The following is a 21,257-nucleotide window of genomic DNA, read 5'->3' on the forward strand; positions in this document are numbered from 1 at the left end:
ACATAATTCCTTAATTTACCGTTATCCTAGAGTTTACCGGACTTAGTTTTATTTTTCACAAAATGTGAATATCTTGTGTCACTTTTCATGTTACTCTTTTTTCGCTTATAAGGGAATTGCAATCTAATTATTAAACGTTATACAATAAACGCATAAGAATAGATTTTATATGATAATAATTCTCATTTAGCGAAACAACATTTTCCGACATAACCTGATTTTCCTTATGTAATAAGAACAGTTACCCTTAAGGCTATGAATTTCATCACTACTGATCATACATCGCACTAGGAGAGGAACCTCAATATATGTTTGACGATTTAGATGTTTTTGCAGCAGTTGTGGAACATTCCAGCTTAAACCGGGCCTCACGCCAGCTCAATCTATCCCAGCCCGCCTTGTCTCGCAAAATTTCTAAACTCGAGGAACGTCTGGGGGTCGCACTGTTTAATCGTTATGGCAAACGACTGGAGTTAACCGAGGTTGGGCGTCTCACTTATTCCTATGCGCTTGAACAACGGCAGCAGCGTTCCAAGTTTCTGGAAGCCCTTTCTAAATTCAAAGAGGGGGAGCCAAGGCTTGTCACCTTGGGGGCTAGTCTTACCTCACTGCAGACCACGCTTCCGCCGCTGGTTAACGCTTATATGGACAAATATCCGACCGCAGAGCTGAAGCTGATTACAGGCCGAACGCATGAGATCGTATCCTCAGTTAGTGAGGGGAAATCAGATGTAGGTCTGATCGCTTCCTCTATTCAAGAACCTGGGTTACGCTGCATTTCTCTGTTTGAGGATCAATTGCGACTGGTCGTCTCAGAGCAGCATCCTTTAAATTTATCTTCCAAGCTAACCATGGATAATCTATCCCGGCTGCCTATGATTCTCTTCTCAAAGGGTACCTGGTACCGGCGCCTGACGGACGATCTATTCCAGCGCTGCGGGATTGATCCCGATGTGCGCATGGAGATTGACTCCTTCGAAGCCATCGTGCGGCTGCTTCCGACTGTCAAAGCGGCTGCGTTGCTGCCAAAGTCTTATCTGCGTCCAGAGCTGCTGAACGGCGGCGGACTGGTGTCCTTACATATCAAGGAGCTGGAGCAGACTCAACGGACCACCTGCCTGATTTACCGTGACGATGGAAGCATGAGCACGGCGGCTCGCAGTCTGGTGCAAGTAACCGAAGAGATGTTTCTGACAGAACGTGAGCAGTAAAGCCGGACCAAATGAATCAAGGGGCGCACCTATTGATCTCCAGATGAGGCAATAAGTGAAGCACTTATTGCGTAATTAGGGAATTTCTCCCTGAAATTTAGAGATTTCTGTTCAGCAGACTTATAATTAGGGAAAACTCCCCTAATTTTCGGCTGATTGAGTAACTAATAAAGGAATCCCACTGTTTATTAGGGAGGAATTCCCTAATGTCGTTCATTTAGAGCGAATAGCGGCTATTTTTAGGGAGGTTTTCCCTAATTAGTTACACCCACTCTGTACATCGTACAAACAAAGAACGCATATCGCCCATATTCCACCGTCACAGATACCACAAATCATCTACTACAGCCGTACGAATATCACACCTAACAACTCGTCAACCGCACACCCCAATAGCACAGATCACTACGCGTGATCTATAGTCATATGGCATAGTAAAATCCATTACTTTTCCTACTCTTTACTCCATAAAAAAGAAGCTGCCCCCAAGTAGAATTCACTACTTTTGAGTCAGCTTCTTTTACTATGATTCTTGGTTCACAACTTCACTCTCAAAACGGTCAATACTTTCATTAGGACCAATGAGTACCATAACATCGCCTTCACTTAAATAATCATGGGCAGTTGGAGCGACGATTATTCCGCTTTCCCTATTTAGGGCAACAATGCTGCAGCCATATTTAGCTCTTGTATTTAAATCGGACAAGCTTCTGCCGTTCATGCAGGATGGCACGGTCAGCTCGACAATTTTATAATCCTTGGACAGTTCAATATAATCCAGCAAATTGGGCGTCACCAGCTGGTGTGCCACACGAATCCCCATATCCCGCTCCGGAAAAATAACCCGATCAACCCCCAGCCGCGACAGTGCGCGGCCATGAAGGATGGAGATTGCCTTAGCCACCACTTGCTTGACTCCAATCTCCTTTAACAAAATGGCCGCCAGAATGCTTCTCTCCATATTGTCACCAATCGCAACAATCCCACAATCAAAGTTCCGTACACCAAGCGAGCGCATAATTCCCTCATCTGTAGCATCTGCTACTACCGTATGCGTCAGCTGATCGCTCATTTCCTCCACGCGTTCTTCATGGTGGTCAATGCCGAGCACCTCGTAGCCCATTTCCATCAGCTCAAGCGCCAGGCTTGAACCGAAGCGACCTAAGCCGATTACTACAAATTGCTGTGCTTTCATTTCTAATTAACTCCTATCCAATAATTATTTTACCTTCAGGATACTTATACAGTGGTTTACCCTGTTTGGGACCGAGTGCATACGCCAAGGTTAGTGGACCTAGCCGACCTGCAAACATCGTCAGACAGAGTAGAATCTTACCGATCGCTGACAGTTCCGGAGTTAGCCCCATAGTCAGTCCTACCGTAGCAAAGGCGGAGGTCGTCTCAAACAAGATTGCCAAGAAATTACTGTCTTCAGTTGTGGAGAGTATCATCGACACAGAGGCAATTAACAACAAAGCCAGCAGTGTGATCGTTAATGCCTTGTAGATGCGCTCTTGAGCCAGCCGATAACGGAACAACACAACATCTTCCCGTCCACGCAGCATAGCAATAACAGCACCAATCATCATCGTAAAGGTTGTTGTCTTGATCCCGCCGCCCGTTGAGCCTGGAGAAGCACCAATAAACATAAGAATCACTATAAAAAATTGTGTAGCCTGCCGAAGTCCAGCAATATCTACTGTGTTCGCGCCAGCCGTACGGGGAGATACGGATTGAAAGAAGGCCGATAATATTTTACCGCCAAAATTCAGTGAACCCAGGGTACGAGTGTTAGTAAACTCGAATATAAAAATAACCAAAGCTCCGATCAGAATCAGCCCTGTACTGGTGGACAGGACAACTTTACTATGTAGAGACAGCCTGCGGGTTACCCGAAACTCCACCAGATCTGACATTACAATAAAACCAATCCCGCCGGAGACAATCAGAAACATCACAATAATATTCACAAGCGGATCATAAACATAATCAGTTAAACTGCGAAAATCCCCAAAAATATCGAACCCCGCATTATTAAACATAGACACCGCATGAAATATGCCATAATAAATCGCTTTTCCCAACGGCATATCAAAAGCCCAGCGAATAGACAGCAGCAAAGCGGCACAGCCTTCTATGACAAGAGAATATATAAGGACTCTCCGGATCAGTCGCACAATTCCTTCCATAGAGCCTTGATTCATGGCTTCCTGTAGGATTAGCCTGTCCCGCAAAGATATTTTACGCTTTAACACCAGTGAAAATAGAGTGGCCATGGTCATAAACCCTAAGCCGCCGATCTGGATTAGGATCATAATTACGGTTTTCCCAAAAATCGTGAACGAAGTTCCGGTATCCAGCACAACAAGCCCTGTTACACAGGTTGCCGAAGTTGAAGTAAATAATGCATCAATAAATTCCACGGAATTCCCGCTTGTGCTTGAAATGGGCAACATAAGCAGCAAGGCCCCTATCAGAATAATCGATGCAAAACCAAGCACCAGTATCTGCGGCGGCGAGAGCTTCAGAAACTTAAATTCAGAAATCCTGCGAAACTGTGAAGCCACTATGCTCACCTTCTTATCAAAAATTCCAACAAAAAAAGCACTGGAAAACCAATGCTAACTTGGTTCCTGCAGTAAATTAGCCTACGAGGTTAGCTGACGGATTCGGACTGTGCAGGCTGCCCTATTCGTTCCCAGAACGAAATTCACCCCTGATGAAAGTGCCATTTATCTTGTATACTCCACTTTTCATCACTTCTTATGGTTCCCCCGTTTTCACCAGAAATTCGGCTACTATACAATTGCATACAAATTATATACGTTATTTAGTGAATTCACAAAGACACAATTAATGCTCATTCACATGAAAAAATGCGGTTTAAAGAGACTGCATCAAAAGGAGTACCTTTTCTCATCACTTTTCCGTGTTTTCCCTGCAATTACACCGATTCTCACCATTCGTACACAAATGAACACGATAAAATTCATGGTATAAATTCACATGACTATTCTATACTATCTCTATTACCCATAAAAAGAACATATAATGTTTTTTGTAACCAGCCAGGCACTAATACTATAATGGAACATAATATTGTCAGTACATAACAAGGAGGCGTTACATGAATCCCGTCGGCCAGCCCATACAGCAACGTGCCCTCTCCAAGAGGCTCATCATCTCGGGCATTATCGGTCTTATTCTATTTATTATGTTTCAGATTTCCCCTTCACTGCTTAGTAGCCCTACAGGTGAAGATACCACCGTCATTAGCAAGGCAGAAGCCCGTGACCAAGCCATATTATTTGCAGAACATAAGCTCAACTACACCGAAGCACCAAACGATCAATGGAATGTACTTTACGAGACGGACTCTTCCTTTTATGGTTATATGTCTCGCGAGAAGCTTGTGGAGGACTACACCAAGAAAAAATTGGATCAAAAATATCCTTTTGATGTCTTTCGTGCAACGCTTACTCCTTCAGCGGAGCAAGAGCCGCAAATCATCGTTGACCTCAATATGTATAACGGTAAGATTGTCGCTTTCTCAAAGGCTGCAAAAGTTGCCTCCGAAGAGGGGTCAGGCATCGCTTCCGTTGGTGCAAAAGAGGACAAGGGAGCTGACCTCACTCTAGCGCAGAAGGAGAATCTTGCTCGTCCTTGGCTTCAGGAATGGGAAGTAAATCCTGCCAAGCTACAAATTGAATCGAATACAGGAAGCCATGGGCTAGTGTATACGGATAGTACTGTTCAGGTCGGCGAATCCTTATTGCACTATTATTTTGATTTCAGTGGAGAGCAGGTATCCAGCTTTAATGCCGGATTCACTGCACCAGCTTGGCATACCTCCTACGTACAAGGACAGACCTCTTTAGCGGAAAAGCTAACATTATTCGGTTACGGTATACCCACACTGATTTTAGGAATTCTGGCACTCGTCTACAGTATTCTTAGAAGAGAGCATACTTCCTTTAAACGTGGAGTATTCCTAAGCTCAGCCTATTTTGTAATCATGATGATCAGCACCTATAATATGCTGCCTGAATCAACAGGCGAAGGGCTAGAAGCACAGATTACCTCTGTCATTATGTTTATCATTTATGCTTTATACAGCCTGCTGATGTCCTCCTTGCTCTACTTCTCTTTAGTGGGCGGCAATGGCCTATGGCGAAAAGAGGGAGGCATGAACCCTTGGCCCCGCGCCAAAGAGCCCGGCTATGGACAATATGTGTTGGATAGTATCCGGGCTGGTTACATCTGGGCTTTCGTTCTGCTAGGGGTGCAGACGGTTATGTTCATCATATTATCGTTTACCTTGCACAATTGGTCTACTACAGACGCCACCCAATCTCCTTATAACATGAGATATGCTTGGCTTCTGCCTATCGTCGCATGGCTCGCTGGTTTATCTGAGGAAGCCATTTATCGCTTTTTCGGAATCCCTATGCTGAAAAAGGTGTTCCGGAACACTTTCGTCGCTTGCTTGATCACCACGCTGGTTTGGGCGTTTGGCCATACGTTATATCCGATCTATCCCATCAGCTCCCGTCCGATTGAGCTGACCGTAATCGGGCTGCTGTTCAGTTATATTTTCCTTCGTTACGGATTTATTGCTGTCATGTTCAGCCACGTCGTGTTTGACAGCATCCTGATGGGCGCTACGCTGATCTTTATGAAGGAGAGCGTAAATGTAGGCGCGGGTATCTTCGCGATTATTATGCCGTTCATAGTCGCTTACATCGTCTATCGATTTAATCCACCACAGAAGACTAAGCCGGTGGAGCCTTCTTCTTTGATTTAAGAAAATAAAATAGTGTACATCCTATAACCAAATTTAAAAAAGGGTATCATAGCAGCTTTAGTCGCTGCTGTGATACCCTTTTTCTTTTGTCACCATTGCTATGAGGTTGGCTCTTCGTCCTTGAGTGCATCAAGAATTTGTCTTGCCAGCTTTTCTCCAATAGAAAGTGTACGGAAATCATCCACGGAGGCTTCTTTAATTTTCTTAAGCGATCCGAAATGCTTAAGCAGCGCTTTACGGCGCTTCTCACCTATACCAGGTATTGAGTCCAGCTTGGAGGTAACCATGGACTTCCCGCGCTGTTCACGGTGGAAGGTGATCGCGAACCTATGGACCTCATCCTGAATCCGTTGCAAAAGGTAAAATTCCTGACTGTCCCGGGCTAGCGCGACAGGTTCTGGCGGATCTCCAACCAAAAGCTGAGCCGTCTTATGCTTATCATCCTTAACAAGGCCGCAGACCGGAATGAATAATCCCAGCTCATTCTCCAGAATATCAATAGCAGAGGAGATTTGCCCTTTCCCGCCATCGACCACGATAAGATCCGGTATCGGAAGATTCTCCTTCAATACCCGTTCATATCGCCGCCGAATGACCTCGCGCATCGTTCCATAATCATCCGCACCCACTACCGTACGAACCTTATATTTACGATACTCTTTTCGTGCAGGCTTGCCATCAATGAAGACAACCATCGCTGAGACCGGGTTAGTTCCCTGAATGTTCGAGTTATCAAACGCCTCAATACGGCTCAAGCGTTCAAGCCCCAAGCTCTCGCCTAAGCTGATCGCTGCTCCAGAGGTACGCTCTTCATCCCGTTCAATCAGCCGGAATTTCTCGTCGATAGCCACTCTTGCATTTTGACAAGCCATGCCAACCATCTGCTTCTTAAGACCGCGTTGTGGCACAAGCACCTTAATGCCCAGCCACTCCTGCAGAATGGAAGCACCGCCAGCGGCATCCACGATCCCTGCTGCCGCAGCTTCCTCCGCCGCCGTCGCACGTGCCTCAGCCTCTTCAGCCGATTCAGGAGTATCTTCACCCTGTTGTAAATCCGCTTCTGCTGGAGCAGCTATGGCGATCTCAGGTTTAGCCTCTTTATTAGCCAGAGACTCCTCATCGAGCACATCCGGCAGCAGAATCTCCTGCGGCAAAGCGGGATTATCACTGTAATACTGCGTCACATAAGACATAAAGTCACTGTAGGCTTCACCATAGAACGGGAACACGGAGGAATGGCGCTGAATCATCTTCCCTTGTCTCATGTACAGAATCTGTACACACATCCATCCCTTGTCTACAGCATAACCAAATACGTCCCGGTCCTTAGTATCTGTAGTGTTGATCTTCTGCTTCTCCATCAATGCATCGATATGGATAATCTGATCCCGCAGTTCCTTCGCCCGCTCAAAATATAACTCCTCAGCAGCTTCTTGCATTTTTTGCTGTAAATCCTTTTTAACCGCCTCATGACCTCCGCCTAGAAAAGCAGCGATATCCTGCGTAATCTGCTCATACTCGGATTTCTGAACCTCCTTCTCACACGGTGCCAGACACTGGCCCATGTGATAGTAAAGACAGACCTCCTTTGGCATCACACCGCATTTACGAAGCGGGTACATACGATCTAGGAGCTTTTTTGTCTGCTGAGCAGCATAAGCATTAGGATAAGGGCCAAAATATTTTGCTTTATCTTTAATCACCCGGCGTGTAACCTCAAGGCGCGGGTGAGTTTCATTCGTTATTTTTATATAAGGAAACGTCTTGTCGTCTTTCAAAAGCACATTATAACGCGGCATATGTTTCTTAATCAGATTACACTCTAGAATGAGCGCTTCCATGTTACTGGACGTAACGATGTATTCGAAATCAGCAATATTAGCGACAAGCCGCTGCGTTTTACCATTATGACTGCCTGTAAAATAAGACCGCACCCGATTCTTGAGTACCTTCGCTTTGCCCACATAAATAATAGTGCCTTCCTGATTCTTCATCAGATAGCAGCCAGGCAGATCGGGTAGTAGTGCCAGTTTATTGCGGATATTGTCCAAAATGATCCCCTCCAGCTAAATTGGACCCATGATTAGTTGGCATTCAGCACACAAAACGCCTCCGGAATGAACCGAAGGCGCTGAGTGGCAGGGCCGAGGCCCGAACAGTAGCATCTATCAATTATTGATGTTTTGCTACGATATTTTTCAGGGATTCTTTGGAGTTCAGTCCCACAACTTTATCTACCGGTTGACCATCTTTGAAGAAGATCAGAGTTGGGATACTCATAACACCAAAACGGGAAGCCGTTTCCGGATTCTCATCCACATTCAATTTTGCAATTTTCACGTCGTCTCCCAGCTCTGTGGACAATTCATCCAAGATTGGAGCGAGCATTTTACAAGGACCACACCAAGGAGCCCAGAAGTCTACTACTACAGTACCTTGACCTTCCACTTCGTTACTGAAGGATTGGTCAGACACGTTCACGATAGCCATGATATTGTTCCTCCTTTAAGTTTTGCGAAGCATTACGCACATCTTAAGCCAAAGCTTAGTTCATGGAAGCTGCTCCGAAATATGAGTTAATAAATTGTTTCATGTAATATGATAACCAAATTACCACTTACCGACACATTACAAGTATAACATATCTTTATGGGATATGTGAAATATCACTCGCAATTATATTGCCTTCAATGTATTTTTTTTGCGTACTCTTTTCTTTACAACCTCCCCAGCATTTCGGTATACTTAAAGAAAGCGCATTAATTGTCAATGACTTATTTCATAAAACTAATGTCAATTTGCATCTAACAATACAGGGCTTGTCCCTGTAAGGAGGCAGAAACTATGGATGTTAACGCGCAAGTACGGGACCCACGAGAACATATCAACGAAGAACCCCGCAATGATCTTGGGGATTTAATGATCGGATTTTTCGGAATGACCACGTTTATGACGGTTGTCTTTTTCGGAATGGTCATCCTTAAATTCATTCTCTCGGAGTAAAGGAATCATCGCACAATAAAAAGAAGCTGTCTCAAAAGTAGTGAATGCTACTTATGGGACGGCTTCTTTTTTTGAGAATAATGAGGGAAAACCTCCCTGATTATAGCCGATAATTGCTATAAATGAACAGAATCAGGGAATTCCTCCCTAATAATCGGGAGAATATCTATTTTCGCTGACGAATCAGTTCATTTTTAGGGAGATATTCCCTAATTAGTAGTCTAATGAGCAGAAACCTCTGAATTTTAGGGAGGTATTCCCTAATTATCGATCAGAGTGAGTATGCCCGCCAGATGTTGCAACCGGAAAGTGTGTTTGGACAATTAAAGTACACTCAAGACTTCCGGCGATCCTGCTTCGCAGCATGGAAAAAGCGGCGTTTGAGTTCGAATAACTAAAAAAACGAAGAGCAGCGATCCTCCAATAAAAGGGGAATCACTGCTCTTTTAAATTTTACATTATGAATATTCCAGCTTATCTATTGGCCCCTCGCTGATTCTCCCCATGCAGTGGAAGCACATCCACAAAAGGAGCAATGCGATCCATTAGTCGTTGGCCTTTATAGACCTCTTCACCATCTTTGCTCGTAAAGCTAAGATGTTTCTCCAAGCCATCCAATGGATAATTCGAGGTATAGAAGGTTGGTTTGCGGTTCATCCGATAATTCAAGATCGCCCCAAGTACATGATCACGAGCCCAAGGATTCAAATTTTCCGCACCAATGTCATCAAAAATAAGCAAATCACAGTTTTTCATCGTATCGACAGTTTCCTTCATTTTCTGGCCATCCATCATGATCGATTTCAAGTCCTCTATAAAGTCTGGCATGTATACGATCACTCCGGTATATCCAGCAACAGCAAGCTCATGCAGCAAATAACACATCAAAAAAGTTTTGCCTGTTCCGAAAGAGCCATGTAAATAAATGCCGCGTGAAGTCAGGCCTTCCTCTTTAACACTGGTGATATAATCAAATATTTTATTCACAGCCGAGACCCGGCGCGGGTCTTTGCCCATAATATCTATCTCATCATAACCGCCGTTAAGTACACGCTCGTCCACATAAAAGCTACGAATACGTTTGCGGATATTATCCTGATTATCTTGTGCCACTTTAAGTCGGCATGCCGTCTTGCGTTCATATAGATCCACTGAACCATTCACAGTTTCTACCGTTAGTTTACTATAATGGCCAGGAAAATCATTTGGACACTTCTCTAGTCCTGGGCAGTTCGCACAGTTTCGGCTTTCCTCTACATATTGATACAGGCGACTCATATGAAGCCGCAGTCGTGATTCGTCCAGCTCAGGATGTTCGGACTGTAATGCCTTCACAAGTGGATGATTGAATAACCCCTGTTCAAGATCGCGTTGACGCTGCCGTAGAGTTGGATTGTTGATCGAACGAAGTACATCGCCCATAGACTCCATTGTTCCACCTCTCTTTCGTTAAGGCGTTTGCGATACGCCTTTTTTCTTACTAGCCTTAATTTCTGCCGCTTTCTTCATCATCGCCGCGAATTCCTCTTCCGATACTGTTCCGGCACTTCCATCATCCAGCACAATCGGAATTTCCGGTTTATTGGATCGGCCTGTATTTTTGGCATAAGAACGTGATCGTGTTCCTCCAGCAGTATTAGGCGTTGTCCCCTTGCCCTTCACTTTGGACTGATCTCTAATATATCTTACAGCCTTCTCATAGGTGTTCACTTGTTTAACCAGCATATTGGAGGCGATAGCCTCTACAAAATTGCGGTTCATCCGCTGTTCTCCACCCGAGGCTACCATAGTCATTAAATAATGAATGAGTACATTAATTACTTCACCGCTCAGCTTATAGTTCAGATCTATTTTCTCGAACATATCCATCAGATGGCTGGGCACTGCACCCGGGAAAAAGGTTTGTAGCAGTCTTGTATAAGGTTCGTTACGCAGCATCATATTATATTGGTGAATGTCGCATTTGGACAAAAATTGTGGCGGTACTTCTACATAATACTCCATCTCAACTGATTGCTCTGGTGGTGCTATAGAATCATCATTCTCTTCGGTCGCACTGGACCGGATGGAAACAACTTTTGCAGCCGCAATTTCACGTTTTTCCTGTCGTTTCATATCTTGCCTGAAATGTTGGCTCGCTTTATATTGCAACGCATCCAGCATTACCTCGCCCTCCGGTGAGAACACTCCATCCTCATCCAGCAAACGACATAAATCCTGCGGACTCAGTTCGTATTTATGAGCAACATAGTTAATTACACCCATTTGAGTATGGTCAAAGCGCAGTTTTTCTACATGAGCCCGATTCACAGACTCCCGTGGAAAACGCAAAATAATGTCACTATATCCGATTGCCTGCTCTCCGGATTCAAGCGTGCCGGGCTGTCGAACAGAGGCTACCTCCGCCAAAGCTTGCTCCAACTCATAATCAATGACATGTGTATTAAGTTGAAAAATATCATAAAAAGGCACGGAAATATTCTCTTTGCCTATAGATCTGCGACTCCACTCTTCCGGCTCGCGATTCCAGAACTGTTCCCGTAAGGACAGCACAGCAAATTTGCCAATCTTATCACGTAACAGCAAGGTTAAATGCTGAGTGGCAAAAAAGTCGGCTGGCGATAGCGGCGGCATTAGCTCATATTCATATAAATAATCATCTGTTTCCGGCACATAGATTCGACAGGTCTGCAACAGACCCACTGCTTCTAACCGGGAAGCCTGATCAATTAAATATTTGCGGCCTTTCTCATTGGGTTCAACACCCAAAGTCATAAATAGCCTGCGCTGTTGCTCCACTCCAGAATAGCCAATGCTATCTGCTGGCACATGTTCAACCAGCAAGCGATAGAAACTGATTGCAAAGGCTCCCACCATAGGTTGATATACAGAGCTAAGCATACGTCCATCTATAACACTAAGACCAAATTCGCGGGAAACGCAGTACCGATGATGTTCGGTGAAATGATGTAAGTTACTCATCCGCATCTACGGATACCCCCTTGTTTACACGAATTCATACAGGATTCTATTCTATCACAAATTAACATAGCGAAAATGTAAATAAAATCCCAATTTCGACTCTTTTCGCAATATAATCAACTTCTTCTTACGAATATCTACCTCTATTAAACAAGAAGAAACGGCTTCGCCGTCCTCTAAAGAGGAAGGTATCCCGTTTCTCGCAGAAATATAAGACTGATTCATAACATAGGCTCTTTCGAATCTTTAAAACATCTTGTAACCGCCAAAGCGCAGCTTTTGAATGGTCCATCCACTAAGTATAGCACCTGCAAGACCAGCGACACCTGTAAGATAATCAACAAAGTGGAAACTGGAGAGATGCTCCCAGAGCGACATCGCGTTTCTATCCCAAATAGAATAGATTACGACGGGTAGAATAATAAGTACGAATAGATAAGCGGGGAACCAGGTTGTCTTCATTAACATGTTAAGAATAAAGCCGATACCAAACATCATCACAAAGAATAAAACGGCTAGGATAAACACTGGAATAAATCCCATCTTACCGTCTCCACCCCTTTCTATAAAGAAGCGCACATCTTTTACAAGCTAGTAGTAAGTTTACTAGAAAAAATGTCACGAAGCAATGAACTTTATTCAAATTCACGCACTAATTCGCACACTTACAGGATGCCTCCGTTTGCTCTTGGCGGCTTGATTGCGATACAATGCAAGTAGATTAACCAGATCATACATAGCCTATGAAGCAGATGCTTCGTAAGACTAAGTTTATGCTTCAATTGCGAGTTTTACGCGATGTTATTTTGGGCGAGGCTTATGCTTCGTAAAACTAAGCGTATGCTTTCGGAGCAAGTTTTACGCGATGTTATTTCAACGAGGCTTATGCTTCGTAAAACTTTTAAGGAGTGAGATCATGATCGAAGCCGCTTTGACACTGGAAGGCTGGTATGCACTGCATGACTTCCGCTCTCTGAACTGGACCGCTTGGACGGCAGCAGATGATGAAGAACGTGCCGTTGCCCTGGAAGAACTACATGCTTTTATGCAGGAATGGAGCCCTGTTGAGGAAGCTAAAGAAGGCAGCACCGCAGTATACTCCATAGTGGGCCAAAAGGCCGATTTTGTAATGATGTTTTTGCGCGAAAGCCTAGAAGCTTTGAACCAACTTGAGACCGCCTTTAACAAAATCGCTTTTGCTCAATATACAACCAAAGCTTATTCATATGTAAGTATTGTTGAATTAAGCAACTACGCTGCTGGTGGCAGTGGCAGCGACGGCAGCGATCCAATGCAGAATCCGCATGTTGCCGCACGGCTAAAGCCTATTTTACCGCAAGCGAAACACATCTGTTTCTATCCTATGAACAAAAAACGCGAGCTTGCCGATAACTGGTACATGCTTGATATGGACAAACGCCGGGAACTCATGGCTTCACACGGGTTAATTGGACGTTCATATGCAGGCAAAGTGAAGCAAATTATCACCGGCTCCGTCGGTTTTGATGACTGGGAATGGGGCGTGACTCTGTTCGCTGAAGATGCACTGCAATTCAAAAAGCTGGTATACGAAATGCGTTTTGACGAAGTAAGTGCTCGTTACGGCGAATTCGGACCTTTTTATGTCGGCAATCTGCTGACTGAAGAATCTTTTGAAGAAATGCTCAAGCTGTAATAACAAAAAAGGGTGTGTCTCCAGTTCGTATGGAGACACACCCTTTTTATTGCCATATTATTAGATTAAGACACCGAAGTTCCTGAATCCTCATCTTCGTTATCCTCATCATCTTCACGTAAACTTTCCAGATATTCAGCCGTGGCCCGATCCCGAGCGCGCCCTTTATCCTTCAGGCGTTCGATACCAGGGAGAATGAGCAGATCAATTTCCTTCTGAACGATATAAGCCAGATCATACTGGTTCTGATCCTCCAGATAAGATCCAACCTCTATCAGTCCGTTATAACGGTCCAATTCTTCCCGAGTCAGCAGTCCGCGTACCTGTACGCTGCAATGGCGCATCTTATAAGAATCTTCCTTTTTTCAGAACCAGCGGAATTCCGCCGATAATGAACAAGTAGCGCATATCTACAACTTTTTTCAACTGAGCTGCAGTCCAGCCCTTGTAAGTTTTGCTGCCTACTACAGCGATTCCTTGGCCTTTGCCTAGGGAAGCTACGGTTCCTTTATTGCTGAATGCGAATTTCTTCGGCTGTTGATTGCGGATTGCTGCCACCAAATTATGCGCACAACATTCACCCTGCTGCATAGCAATTTGAGCGGTTGGCGGGTAAGGGCGTCCTTCCGGATTAATCATAAGGGAGCCATCACCAATAATGAAGATATTCTCTTGGCCCGGTGCACGTAGATATTCATCTACCTTCACGCGCCCACGCATAGCTTCAAATCCGGCAGCCTCAATAAGACGATTGCCACGGATTCCGCCTGTCCAAATAATTGTGGAGGCTTTGATTTCTTCGCCTGATGCCAGAATCACCCCGTTTGGCAGACACTCCTTGATCGCAACCCCCATCTTGAAGGTAACTCCCTTTTTGGTGAGCAAGTCCATCGCATACTCAACAAGCTCAGGAGCAAAACCAGGCAGTGCTGTCGGAGCAGCCTCTACGTTATATATATTAACCATACTTGGATCAACGTCATATTCTTTACACAGTCCAGGGATACGGTCAGCTAATTCAGCTACAAATTCGATACCGCTAAAGCCGGCACCACCGACAACAAAATTAATATGCTCCTGAGCATTGTTCTCGTTCTTGTACTTAGCGAATTGATATTCAATATGCTCGCGAATTAAACGAACGGAATTGATGCTCCGGATTGTCAGTGCGTATTTATCAAGTCCAGGAATACCAAATGTTTCAGGCTCTCCACCTAAAGCAATGACAAGATAATCGTACGATAGGGTACCATCCTCCAAAATAATCTTTTTCTGCTGAGTACGAATTTCCTGAACAGATGACTTCACGAGGTCGATCTTGAATTCATCGATTAGTTTCGAAATGGACACCCGAGTGTGTTCAATACTGTCCGTACCCGCGGCAGGCATATGTAGATGGGTAGTAAAATAGTGGTACTCGTGACGGTTTACAAGCGTGACATCCGCTTCATTATAATTCAAAGCCTTCTGCAAGCGCTGTGCGGTCAAAATACCCCCATAGCCCGCGCCTAAGATAACGATTTTGGGAATACTACTCATGTTCCGGCTCCTTCCAAGAGGTAAATCTGTCTTTGTATTTTTTATTGAAACAATGTACGGTCCTTTTTGTGAATTTATACACTTATATTTAGAAGAAATTCCAATCAAACTTGAAGCATTTCTAAATTGACCATATCCATTGTAAACCTTAGTGTAGCATTAATCAAACATTAAAATACTAAAAAACGTCACACTTTTATTGACTTCTAAAGTCTTTCTTTGCAGGTATGTGTCACAATGATTATAATAAGTAGGTACACAAGTATGGCAAATTGAATATATCAACTCGGAGGTGTAATATCCCGTGACCCAAGAGCAATCCAGCGTTCCTATGAGCGACCTTTTAATCATAGGTGGCGGGCCAGCTGGCATGTTTGCCGCATTTTACGGCGGAATGCGTCAGGCATCAGTAACCCTTATTGAAAGTATGCCCCAATTGGGGGGACAACTTGCTGCCCTTTATCCAGAAAAATACATTTATGATGTGGCAGGTTTTCCAAAAGTAACAGCACAAGAATTGGTCGACAACCTGTCTCGGCAAATGGATATGTTCCAATCCAATATCCGGCTGGAGGAGAAAGTGATTTCTGTTCAAAAACGGGACGAACGTCATTTTGTGGTTACAACCGATGTAGCCGAATACCACAGTAAGGCGATCATCATTACAGCTGGTGTAGGTGCATTTGAACCTCGTCGTTTGGAATTACCCAACGCTGGACGTTTTGAAAAAGCAAACCTCCATTATTTTGTAAATGATCTAAATGCCTTTAAAGATAAAAAAGTTCTGATCAGCGGTGGCGGTGACTCTGCAGTTGACTGGGCACTCATGCTGGAACCCATCGCTGAACAGGTAACCCTGATTCACCGCCGGGATAAATTCCGTGCGCATGAACATAGCGTTGAGAACCTGATGGCTTCCAAGGTTAACGTAGTTACCCCTACTGAAATTACAGAGCTGCATGGTGAAGAGTTCATTACTAAGGTTACATTGTCAAATATCAAGACCAAAGAAACTCAAGAAATTGAAGTGGACAGCGTTATTGTTAACTTCGGATTCATCTCTTCCCTAGGTCCTATTGCCGAATGGGGTATTGAGATTGAGGGGAACTCCATTGTTGTTGACTCGCGTATGGAAACAAGTATTCCAGGCATATTTGCTGCCGGCGATATCACAACTTATCCTGGTAAGCTGAAGCTGATTGCTGTAGGATTTGGCGAAGCTCCAACGGCTGTGAATAATGCTAAGGTGTACATTGATCCAGAAGCCAAGCTTTCACCGGGTCACAGCAGTAATATGAAACTCTAAATCTATTAACACAATAAAAAAGGGTATTCTTACAGGCCTGTTGATAACAGCCTGTGAGGATACCCTTTTATGTTTGTTTGTGCCTCGCGGTTTTATATATGTAGCCTGCTACAAAGTTATCCTTTGCGCTTTTTAATGAAGAACCGCATGTACTGGAGAGTGTAAGTTTCGTTTGCGAATTTCAACGAGTAGAAGAGCGATGAAATCATGCTCTAGTTGCAGCTCTATTGCTCTATGGTAAGAGTCAAGCAGCATCTCATCCGACAATTCAACCATAAACTTCATCTACCTTTCCTTTATTTGGATCTGAATCTATCATATCAAACTATCATTTTTCGAACAAGCGTTCGCGTTATCCACAAGTACATGTGGAAATCCTGTGTATAAAATGTGTGTAAGCGTTATAAAGGTACTAGCTACACAGTGGACTATGGGGATAATAGTTATACACAGGATTGAACCACTTGTATACAGCTAAAAATATATTTTTATTGTAAATAAATCACAATGTTATTTACCCCAAAAGAACGCAACTAAACGCAATTTTATCTTACTACTCTATTATCGTCAATTCTTAAAATAATTGTTAATTTATTGAGGTCTTGTATTAACCTCCAGAATCCATATTTTCCCTGAATAATCTACAGCATAATCAAAGCCCAGCTCACCTATTCCCGGAAAATGCCGTTCCATAATTCCGATACATACATGGGTTAGTCTCCGCATCTCTGCTTTCTTCGCTGAAGCTTTAATCCGCGGCAACGATCTACGAAGTCCCTCACGACATGATAGCATCGTTCCCCCTTTACAAAGATTGGTCACGAACAGACCTGGCCGAGCCAATCTACCTACCATGGAGCGAAATTCCCAAACATCACCATTCTTAACTACTTTGACCCGATAATCAATAGGCCGCCCGCCGATTCTCGCCAGGGAAATCCCTTGTTGAATCAAATATCTGCGTCTTGCTTTCACAGTATTAAGCGCACGTCTCATGGATCCAAAATCCTTGTAAATTCGAGTTCTGTCCATATAGGTGAATCCATAACCGCGACTATCCCGAAAAACTTTGATTACACCGTAACCTCCGCCACCCACAATAGGTTTAATGACAACATTTCCATATTTACGAAGCATTGCCAGGAGCGTTTCTGCCCTGTACCCCCTCGTCATTGGGATATAGGGTGCAACCCGAGCATCGGTCAGCAACGCCTCTGTCTTCAGCCACTTACTGGCCAATTGTCTTCCTGCCATCGTCCTTTCCCTCCCTTCACAATCCAGCCTACCCTATACATTACTCAGAGAAGGTCTCGCCCTCTTGTATGATTGTCCGTGTAAGATGCCGCTCTTAGCAAAAAGGGCTTAGTGTTTAGCACAGCATCAGTCGACAGCGACAGGGTACAACCGCGGATTTTGTAGATTCGGTTCTCAAGAAATTCGACATCATTATCTTAATGGATGAGTTCACTATAACTAGAATAATCTTCAAAATCGTTGTATTATTAATAGCGGTTACATTTTCAATTTCTACTATTATAGTGAGTACTAACAGAATCACTAAAAAGCACAGCGCGGGGAGGGCTCAGAATGGCACAGTTTTTTGAGGTTTTATATTGGGTGGCTATGCTTGGGATGTCCATTGTATTGGCTGGAACGACTATACTGATCTGCGCCATCGGCTTTAAATTTATTAAAGACAAACGCAGAGCACTGGGTACGGGCTGTATCGCCTTCTCCCTTGGAGCTGCAGCGCTCATCGTATTTATGATTAATTACAAGTTTATTATTCCAGCCTAATGTACGCAGGGACTGCCTATAAGCAGCTTATTTCTATGAACAGACGGTCCGACCATCGCAAAAAAAACAACAGAGCAGCGATTCTCCAGTTATGTGGAGAATCGCTGCTCTGTGTTTTTAATCAATAGCTATCTGCTTCAACAGTGTCGTTAACCCATAAGCGTTTCGGACCCAGATGACGTTATTTGCAGATTTCCAACCTTTTAGGCGTGGTTTCGGACTCCAGTGACACTATTGCTTAAAAAGAGCTTCATATTTACTGATTTCATAGCAATAGCAGCAATGCGGTCCGTTGGCACCACAAATATGGGGAAATGCGGCGTTTAGGGTCATCTGTGTCCGATACATGGTTCGCGATACATGGTTTGCTTCCTATGTAAAAGAATAAAGAGCTACCCCAGCGCACATTAAATGGCTTCTGAGAAACTCCCCTTTTACTCATAAATCTAGCGACAGGCGTATCATATCTATGACTTGAATCCCATTTTCAAAGATCTCTTCGCTGTAATGCCTAATAAAAAAGTCTCTATCAATTCCGGTGATTCTGAATCCGCATTTCTGATAAAGTGCCAATTGTCCAACGCTCGAATTTCCTGTGCCAATTTCAATGGTTTTTGCCCCAAGCAGCTTGGCATTCTGAATCGCATGGTTCAGCAGCTGTTTTCCTATACCTTGCCCGTGTTTATTTTCGTCGACGGCGATATTAACAATCTCTACAGTCTCCGGTCTTGTCTGCAGCACAACGTAGACTCCGATGATGCTGTTATCTACCTCAGCCACACAACATAACCCTCTTCGTAAATATCCGTTAACTAAGCTCTCCGAAGGATCTGCTAATAGAAGTAATTCTAATGGAGGCTGTTCACCAGCTTTTAATTTTCTGATTTCCATTTCCGAACTCCTTGTGATGATTTTTGTCATTGAGAATAAAAAAACTCCAAGCCTGTGTTGTTAGAATCCAACACGGGGCTTGGAGCCGTGATTGCTGCTATTAGCAAGGCTCTTCGTTAGGTTTCCCTGCATCCGTAGCTGTACGGAAGCTTGAGCCGCAGCCACAGGTTGCAGTAGCATTAGGGTTGTTGATGGTGAAGCCACCCGTCATGCCGGATTCTTCAAAGTCGATTTCGAGACCGTCCAGGTAACGAAGGTTCTCCTTCTCCACAACCACTTTCATGTCTTGAATGTCCATATATACGTCCTGATCAGTTTCATTATCATCAAAGCCCATAGCGTACGAGAATCCACTGCAACCGCCGGGCGTTACTCCAATACGGAGGAACATGTTCGGTACTTCTTGTTCAGCAAGCATCGCCTTTAATTGTTCTGCTGCCTTTTCACTAATATTAATCATGATCTCATCCTCCTACAAATTCGTCTCACTTCATAAGCGGAAACTTATGTTTAAGAGGCCTTCCGGCCAAAAGTTATTTCTTAAAAATATAAGAAAGTATAAGTGTTGCACCTATTCTTTATGTCTTATATTTCTCGCTCAAACGCTTATCACCTTTATAAGGATGCCAATGACGTTTATGCTTGATAAATTCAGTATAACCGACTATTCCGTTACCCTCAAGTCACAACTGCCTTAGGCATGACCCTTCACAGCAAAAAACACCATCAATATCAAGCTGTTGATACCCTTAGGAGAGTAGGTTTATAATAAGGAAGGCACTCTAAGTAAAAATTCGGAAATTTGTCACGGAGGCAAGCTCGCCTCTTTCTTTTTTAGAATGAACAGCTACCACTTGGGTACGTCTGGAATTTATCTTCGAGCAATCTGCTCGTAAACTTTCAGGAGGAAATCATAATATGTCTACTCTTTTTACCCCCCACACGGATGCCCGAATGGCGAACATTATTGATAAGGTTCGCAGCGGCGAAAGATTGAATTTGGAAGATGGCGTTTATTTATATCAAAGCAACGATTTACTTACCATTGGCCAGCTAGCGAATGAAGTCAATATCGCCAAGAATCACAACCGGGTATATTTTATCGAAAACATGAGTCTATATTTCACCAATGTTTGCGAATCGCACTGTGCATTCTGCAATTTCCGCAAAGATGATGGAGAAGAGGGAGCCTATACCCTTTCCGGTCAGGAAATGGTGCAATATGTCGAACAACATATCCACCCGGGCGTACGCGAATTCCACATTGTTGGTGGCCATAACGACAAGGTTCCCTTCCAATATTATGTGGATTCTTTAAAGGCTTTGAACGAACGTTTCCCTGAGGTTACCTTAAAAGCCTACACTGCCGCTGAGATTGATTTCTTTACCCGTATTAGCGGTTTGAGTATTCATGAGGTACTGGAACAATTGCGTGCTGCTGGACTTAAAACACTCACCGGTGGTGGCGCAGAGATATTATCCGACCAATATCGTAAAAAAATGCGTGTAGACAAAGCTAATGTGGAAGAATATCTGGAAGTCCATCGGACAGCACATCAGCTTGGGATGAAGACCCATACCACTATGCTGTACGGCTCCATTGAATCTCACGAAGACCGTATCCGCCATATGATGCAAATCCGTGATTTGCAGGACGAAACCAATGGCTTTATGGTATTCATTCCATTGTCAATGCAGCCTAAGAATAAAAACGCTGGCATCATGCGCCGCAACTCTGCTTATGAGGATCTGAAGACCATTGCGATCAGCAGATTGATGTTGGACAATTTCGATCACATCAAAGCGTACTTCATTAACATTGGCCCTCAGCTTACTCAAGTTGCGCTGAACTTCGGTGCATCAGACGTGCATGGCACAATTCTAAAAGAACGTATCAGCCACGCGGCTGGCGCCTTAACACCGGAAGGTCTGACTCGCGACGAATTGATCTGGCTAGTGAAAGGTGCTGGACGAATTCCTGTTGAACGTGACACTTTCTATAATGAGGTTAAGGTATACGAATAAGAAAACTACCTGAGATTTGTTATC

The 21,257-nt window shown here is 43.9% G+C and carries 20 protein-coding genes and 1 riboswitch; of the genes, 7 read left to right on the forward strand and 13 right to left on the reverse strand.

What is annotated here, in order from left to right; genetic code table 11:
• Positions 1-308 precede the first annotated feature (308 nt).
• Complete coding sequence (locus PODO_RS24910) at positions 309-1,211, forward strand: LysR family transcriptional regulator (protein WP_036679806.1); 903 nt, start codon at positions 309-311, stop codon at positions 1,209-1,211.
• A gap of 523 nt (positions 1,212-1,734) precedes the next feature.
• Here PODO_RS24910 and PODO_RS24915 read toward each other — a convergent pair.
• Both PODO_RS24915 and PODO_RS24920 read right to left on the reverse strand, forming a co-directional pair.
• Positions 1,735-2,406 (reverse strand): potassium channel family protein, encoded by a 672-nt coding sequence (locus tag PODO_RS24915; protein ID WP_036679808.1) that lies wholly within the window; start codon positions 2,404-2,406, stop codon positions 1,735-1,737.
• 13 nt (positions 2,407-2,419) lie between these two features.
• Positions 2,420-3,778, reverse strand: a complete 1,359-nt coding sequence (locus PODO_RS24920; RefSeq protein ID WP_244886391.1) for a TrkH family potassium uptake protein — start codon at positions 3,776-3,778, stop codon at positions 2,420-2,422.
• Between the two features lie 62 nt (positions 3,779-3,840).
• Positions 3,841-4,018, reverse strand: a riboswitch (cyclic di-AMP (ydaO/yuaA leader).
• A 320-nt stretch (positions 4,019-4,338) separates the two neighbouring features.
• On the opposite strand from PODO_RS24920, the gene PODO_RS24925 reads away from it, so the two are divergent.
• Complete coding sequence (locus tag PODO_RS24925) at positions 4,339-6,015, forward strand: CPBP family intramembrane glutamic endopeptidase (RefSeq protein WP_038573180.1); 1,677 nt, start codon at positions 4,339-4,341, stop codon at positions 6,013-6,015.
• A 98-nt stretch (positions 6,016-6,113) separates the two neighbouring features.
• Here PODO_RS24925 and uvrC read toward each other — a convergent pair whose 3' ends face one another.
• Entirely contained in the window at positions 6,114-8,066 is a 1,953-nt protein-coding gene (gene uvrC / locus PODO_RS24930; RefSeq protein WP_280513434.1) for an excinuclease ABC subunit UvrC, read from the reverse strand.
• Positions 8,067-8,187: 121 nt separating this feature from the next.
• A complete protein-coding gene (gene trxA / locus PODO_RS24935) occupies positions 8,188-8,505 on the reverse strand; it encodes a thioredoxin (RefSeq protein WP_036679814.1) in 318 nt (105 codons plus the stop codon).
• A 354-nt stretch (positions 8,506-8,859) separates the two neighbouring features.
• Here trxA and PODO_RS31355 point away from each other — a divergent pair, with 354 nt between their 5' ends.
• On the forward strand, positions 8,860-9,018 hold the full coding sequence (locus PODO_RS31355) for a YqzM family protein (RefSeq protein ID WP_155288194.1): 159 nt from the start codon (positions 8,860-8,862) through the stop codon (positions 9,016-9,018).
• A gap of 474 nt (positions 9,019-9,492) precedes the next feature.
• Here the strand turns inward: PODO_RS31355 and dnaI are convergent, their stop codons facing one another.
• From dnaI to PODO_RS24950, 3 genes are all read right to left on the reverse strand, one after another.
• The gene (gene dnaI / locus PODO_RS24940; RefSeq protein WP_036685219.1) at positions 9,493-10,449 is read right to left on the reverse strand and encodes a primosomal protein DnaI; all 957 of its coding nucleotides are present in this window, start codon (positions 10,447-10,449) and stop codon (positions 9,493-9,495) included.
• An 18-nt stretch (positions 10,450-10,467) separates the two neighbouring features.
• On the reverse strand, positions 10,468-12,006 hold the full coding sequence (locus PODO_RS24945; protein ID WP_038573182.1) for a replication initiation and membrane attachment family protein: 1,539 nt from the start codon (positions 12,004-12,006) through the stop codon (positions 10,468-10,470).
• 240 nt (positions 12,007-12,246) lie between these two features.
• The gene (locus tag PODO_RS24950) at positions 12,247-12,543 is read right to left on the reverse strand and encodes a YuiB family protein (RefSeq protein ID WP_036685224.1); all 297 of its coding nucleotides are present in this window, start codon (positions 12,541-12,543) and stop codon (positions 12,247-12,249) included.
• Positions 12,544-12,916: 373 nt separating this feature from the next.
• Between PODO_RS24950 and hemQ the strand changes: the two genes are divergently transcribed.
• Positions 12,917-13,675 (forward strand): hydrogen peroxide-dependent heme synthase, encoded by a 759-nt coding sequence (gene hemQ, locus PODO_RS24955; RefSeq protein WP_036685226.1) that lies wholly within the window; start codon positions 12,917-12,919, stop codon positions 13,673-13,675.
• 65 nt (positions 13,676-13,740) lie between these two features.
• On the opposite strand, the gene PODO_RS24960 is transcribed toward hemQ, so the two are convergent.
• Together PODO_RS24960 and PODO_RS24965 are read right to left on the reverse strand one after the other, a co-directional pair.
• Positions 13,741-14,019 carry a hypothetical protein gene (locus tag PODO_RS24960; protein WP_036685228.1) on the reverse strand — a complete coding sequence of 93 codons (279 nt, stop codon included), beginning with the start codon at positions 14,017-14,019 and terminating at the stop codon, positions 13,741-13,743.
• Between the two features lies 1 nt (position 14,020).
• Complete coding sequence (locus PODO_RS24965; protein ID WP_036685230.1) at positions 14,021-15,214, reverse strand: NAD(P)/FAD-dependent oxidoreductase; 1,194 nt, start codon at positions 15,212-15,214, stop codon at positions 14,021-14,023.
• Between the two features lie 331 nt (positions 15,215-15,545).
• Between PODO_RS24965 and PODO_RS24970 the strand changes: the two genes are divergently transcribed.
• On the forward strand, positions 15,546-16,520 hold the full coding sequence (locus PODO_RS24970; protein WP_036685581.1) for an NAD(P)/FAD-dependent oxidoreductase: 975 nt from the start codon (positions 15,546-15,548) through the stop codon (positions 16,518-16,520).
• A 132-nt stretch (positions 16,521-16,652) separates the two neighbouring features.
• Here PODO_RS24970 and sda read toward each other — a convergent pair whose 3' ends face one another.
• Together sda and PODO_RS24980 are read right to left on the reverse strand one after the other, a co-directional pair.
• Positions 16,653-16,796 (reverse strand): sporulation histidine kinase inhibitor Sda, encoded by a 144-nt coding sequence (sda, locus tag PODO_RS24975; RefSeq protein ID WP_036685584.1) that lies wholly within the window; start codon positions 16,794-16,796, stop codon positions 16,653-16,655.
• A gap of 315 nt (positions 16,797-17,111) precedes the next feature.
• The gene (locus PODO_RS24980) at positions 17,112-17,774 is read right to left on the reverse strand and encodes a YheC/YheD family protein (RefSeq protein ID WP_036685231.1); all 663 of its coding nucleotides are present in this window, start codon (positions 17,772-17,774) and stop codon (positions 17,112-17,114) included.
• Between the two features lie 333 nt (positions 17,775-18,107).
• Between PODO_RS24980 and PODO_RS24985 the strand changes: the two genes are divergently transcribed.
• Complete coding sequence (locus PODO_RS24985; RefSeq protein ID WP_036685233.1) at positions 18,108-18,317, forward strand: hypothetical protein; 210 nt, start codon at positions 18,108-18,110, stop codon at positions 18,315-18,317.
• Between the two features lie 438 nt (positions 18,318-18,755).
• Here PODO_RS24985 and PODO_RS24990 read toward each other — a convergent pair whose 3' ends face one another.
• The gene (locus PODO_RS24990) at positions 18,756-19,208 is read right to left on the reverse strand and encodes a GNAT family N-acetyltransferase (RefSeq protein WP_036685234.1); all 453 of its coding nucleotides are present in this window, start codon (positions 19,206-19,208) and stop codon (positions 18,756-18,758) included.
• A gap of 100 nt (positions 19,209-19,308) precedes the next feature.
• On the reverse strand, positions 19,309-19,668 hold the full coding sequence (locus PODO_RS24995) for a HesB/IscA family protein (protein WP_036685235.1): 360 nt from the start codon (positions 19,666-19,668) through the stop codon (positions 19,309-19,311).
• A gap of 458 nt (positions 19,669-20,126) precedes the next feature.
• On the opposite strand from PODO_RS24995, the gene mqnE reads away from it, so the two are divergent.
• Complete coding sequence (gene mqnE, locus PODO_RS25000; RefSeq protein ID WP_038573183.1) at positions 20,127-21,233, forward strand: aminofutalosine synthase MqnE; 1,107 nt, start codon at positions 20,127-20,129, stop codon at positions 21,231-21,233.
• Positions 21,234-21,257 lie beyond the last annotated feature (24 nt).

The organism is Paenibacillus odorifer (genome assembly GCF_000758725.1).
In the GTDB taxonomy this organism is placed as follows: domain Bacteria; phylum Bacillota; class Bacilli; order Paenibacillales; family Paenibacillaceae; genus Paenibacillus_AQ; species Paenibacillus_AQ odorifer.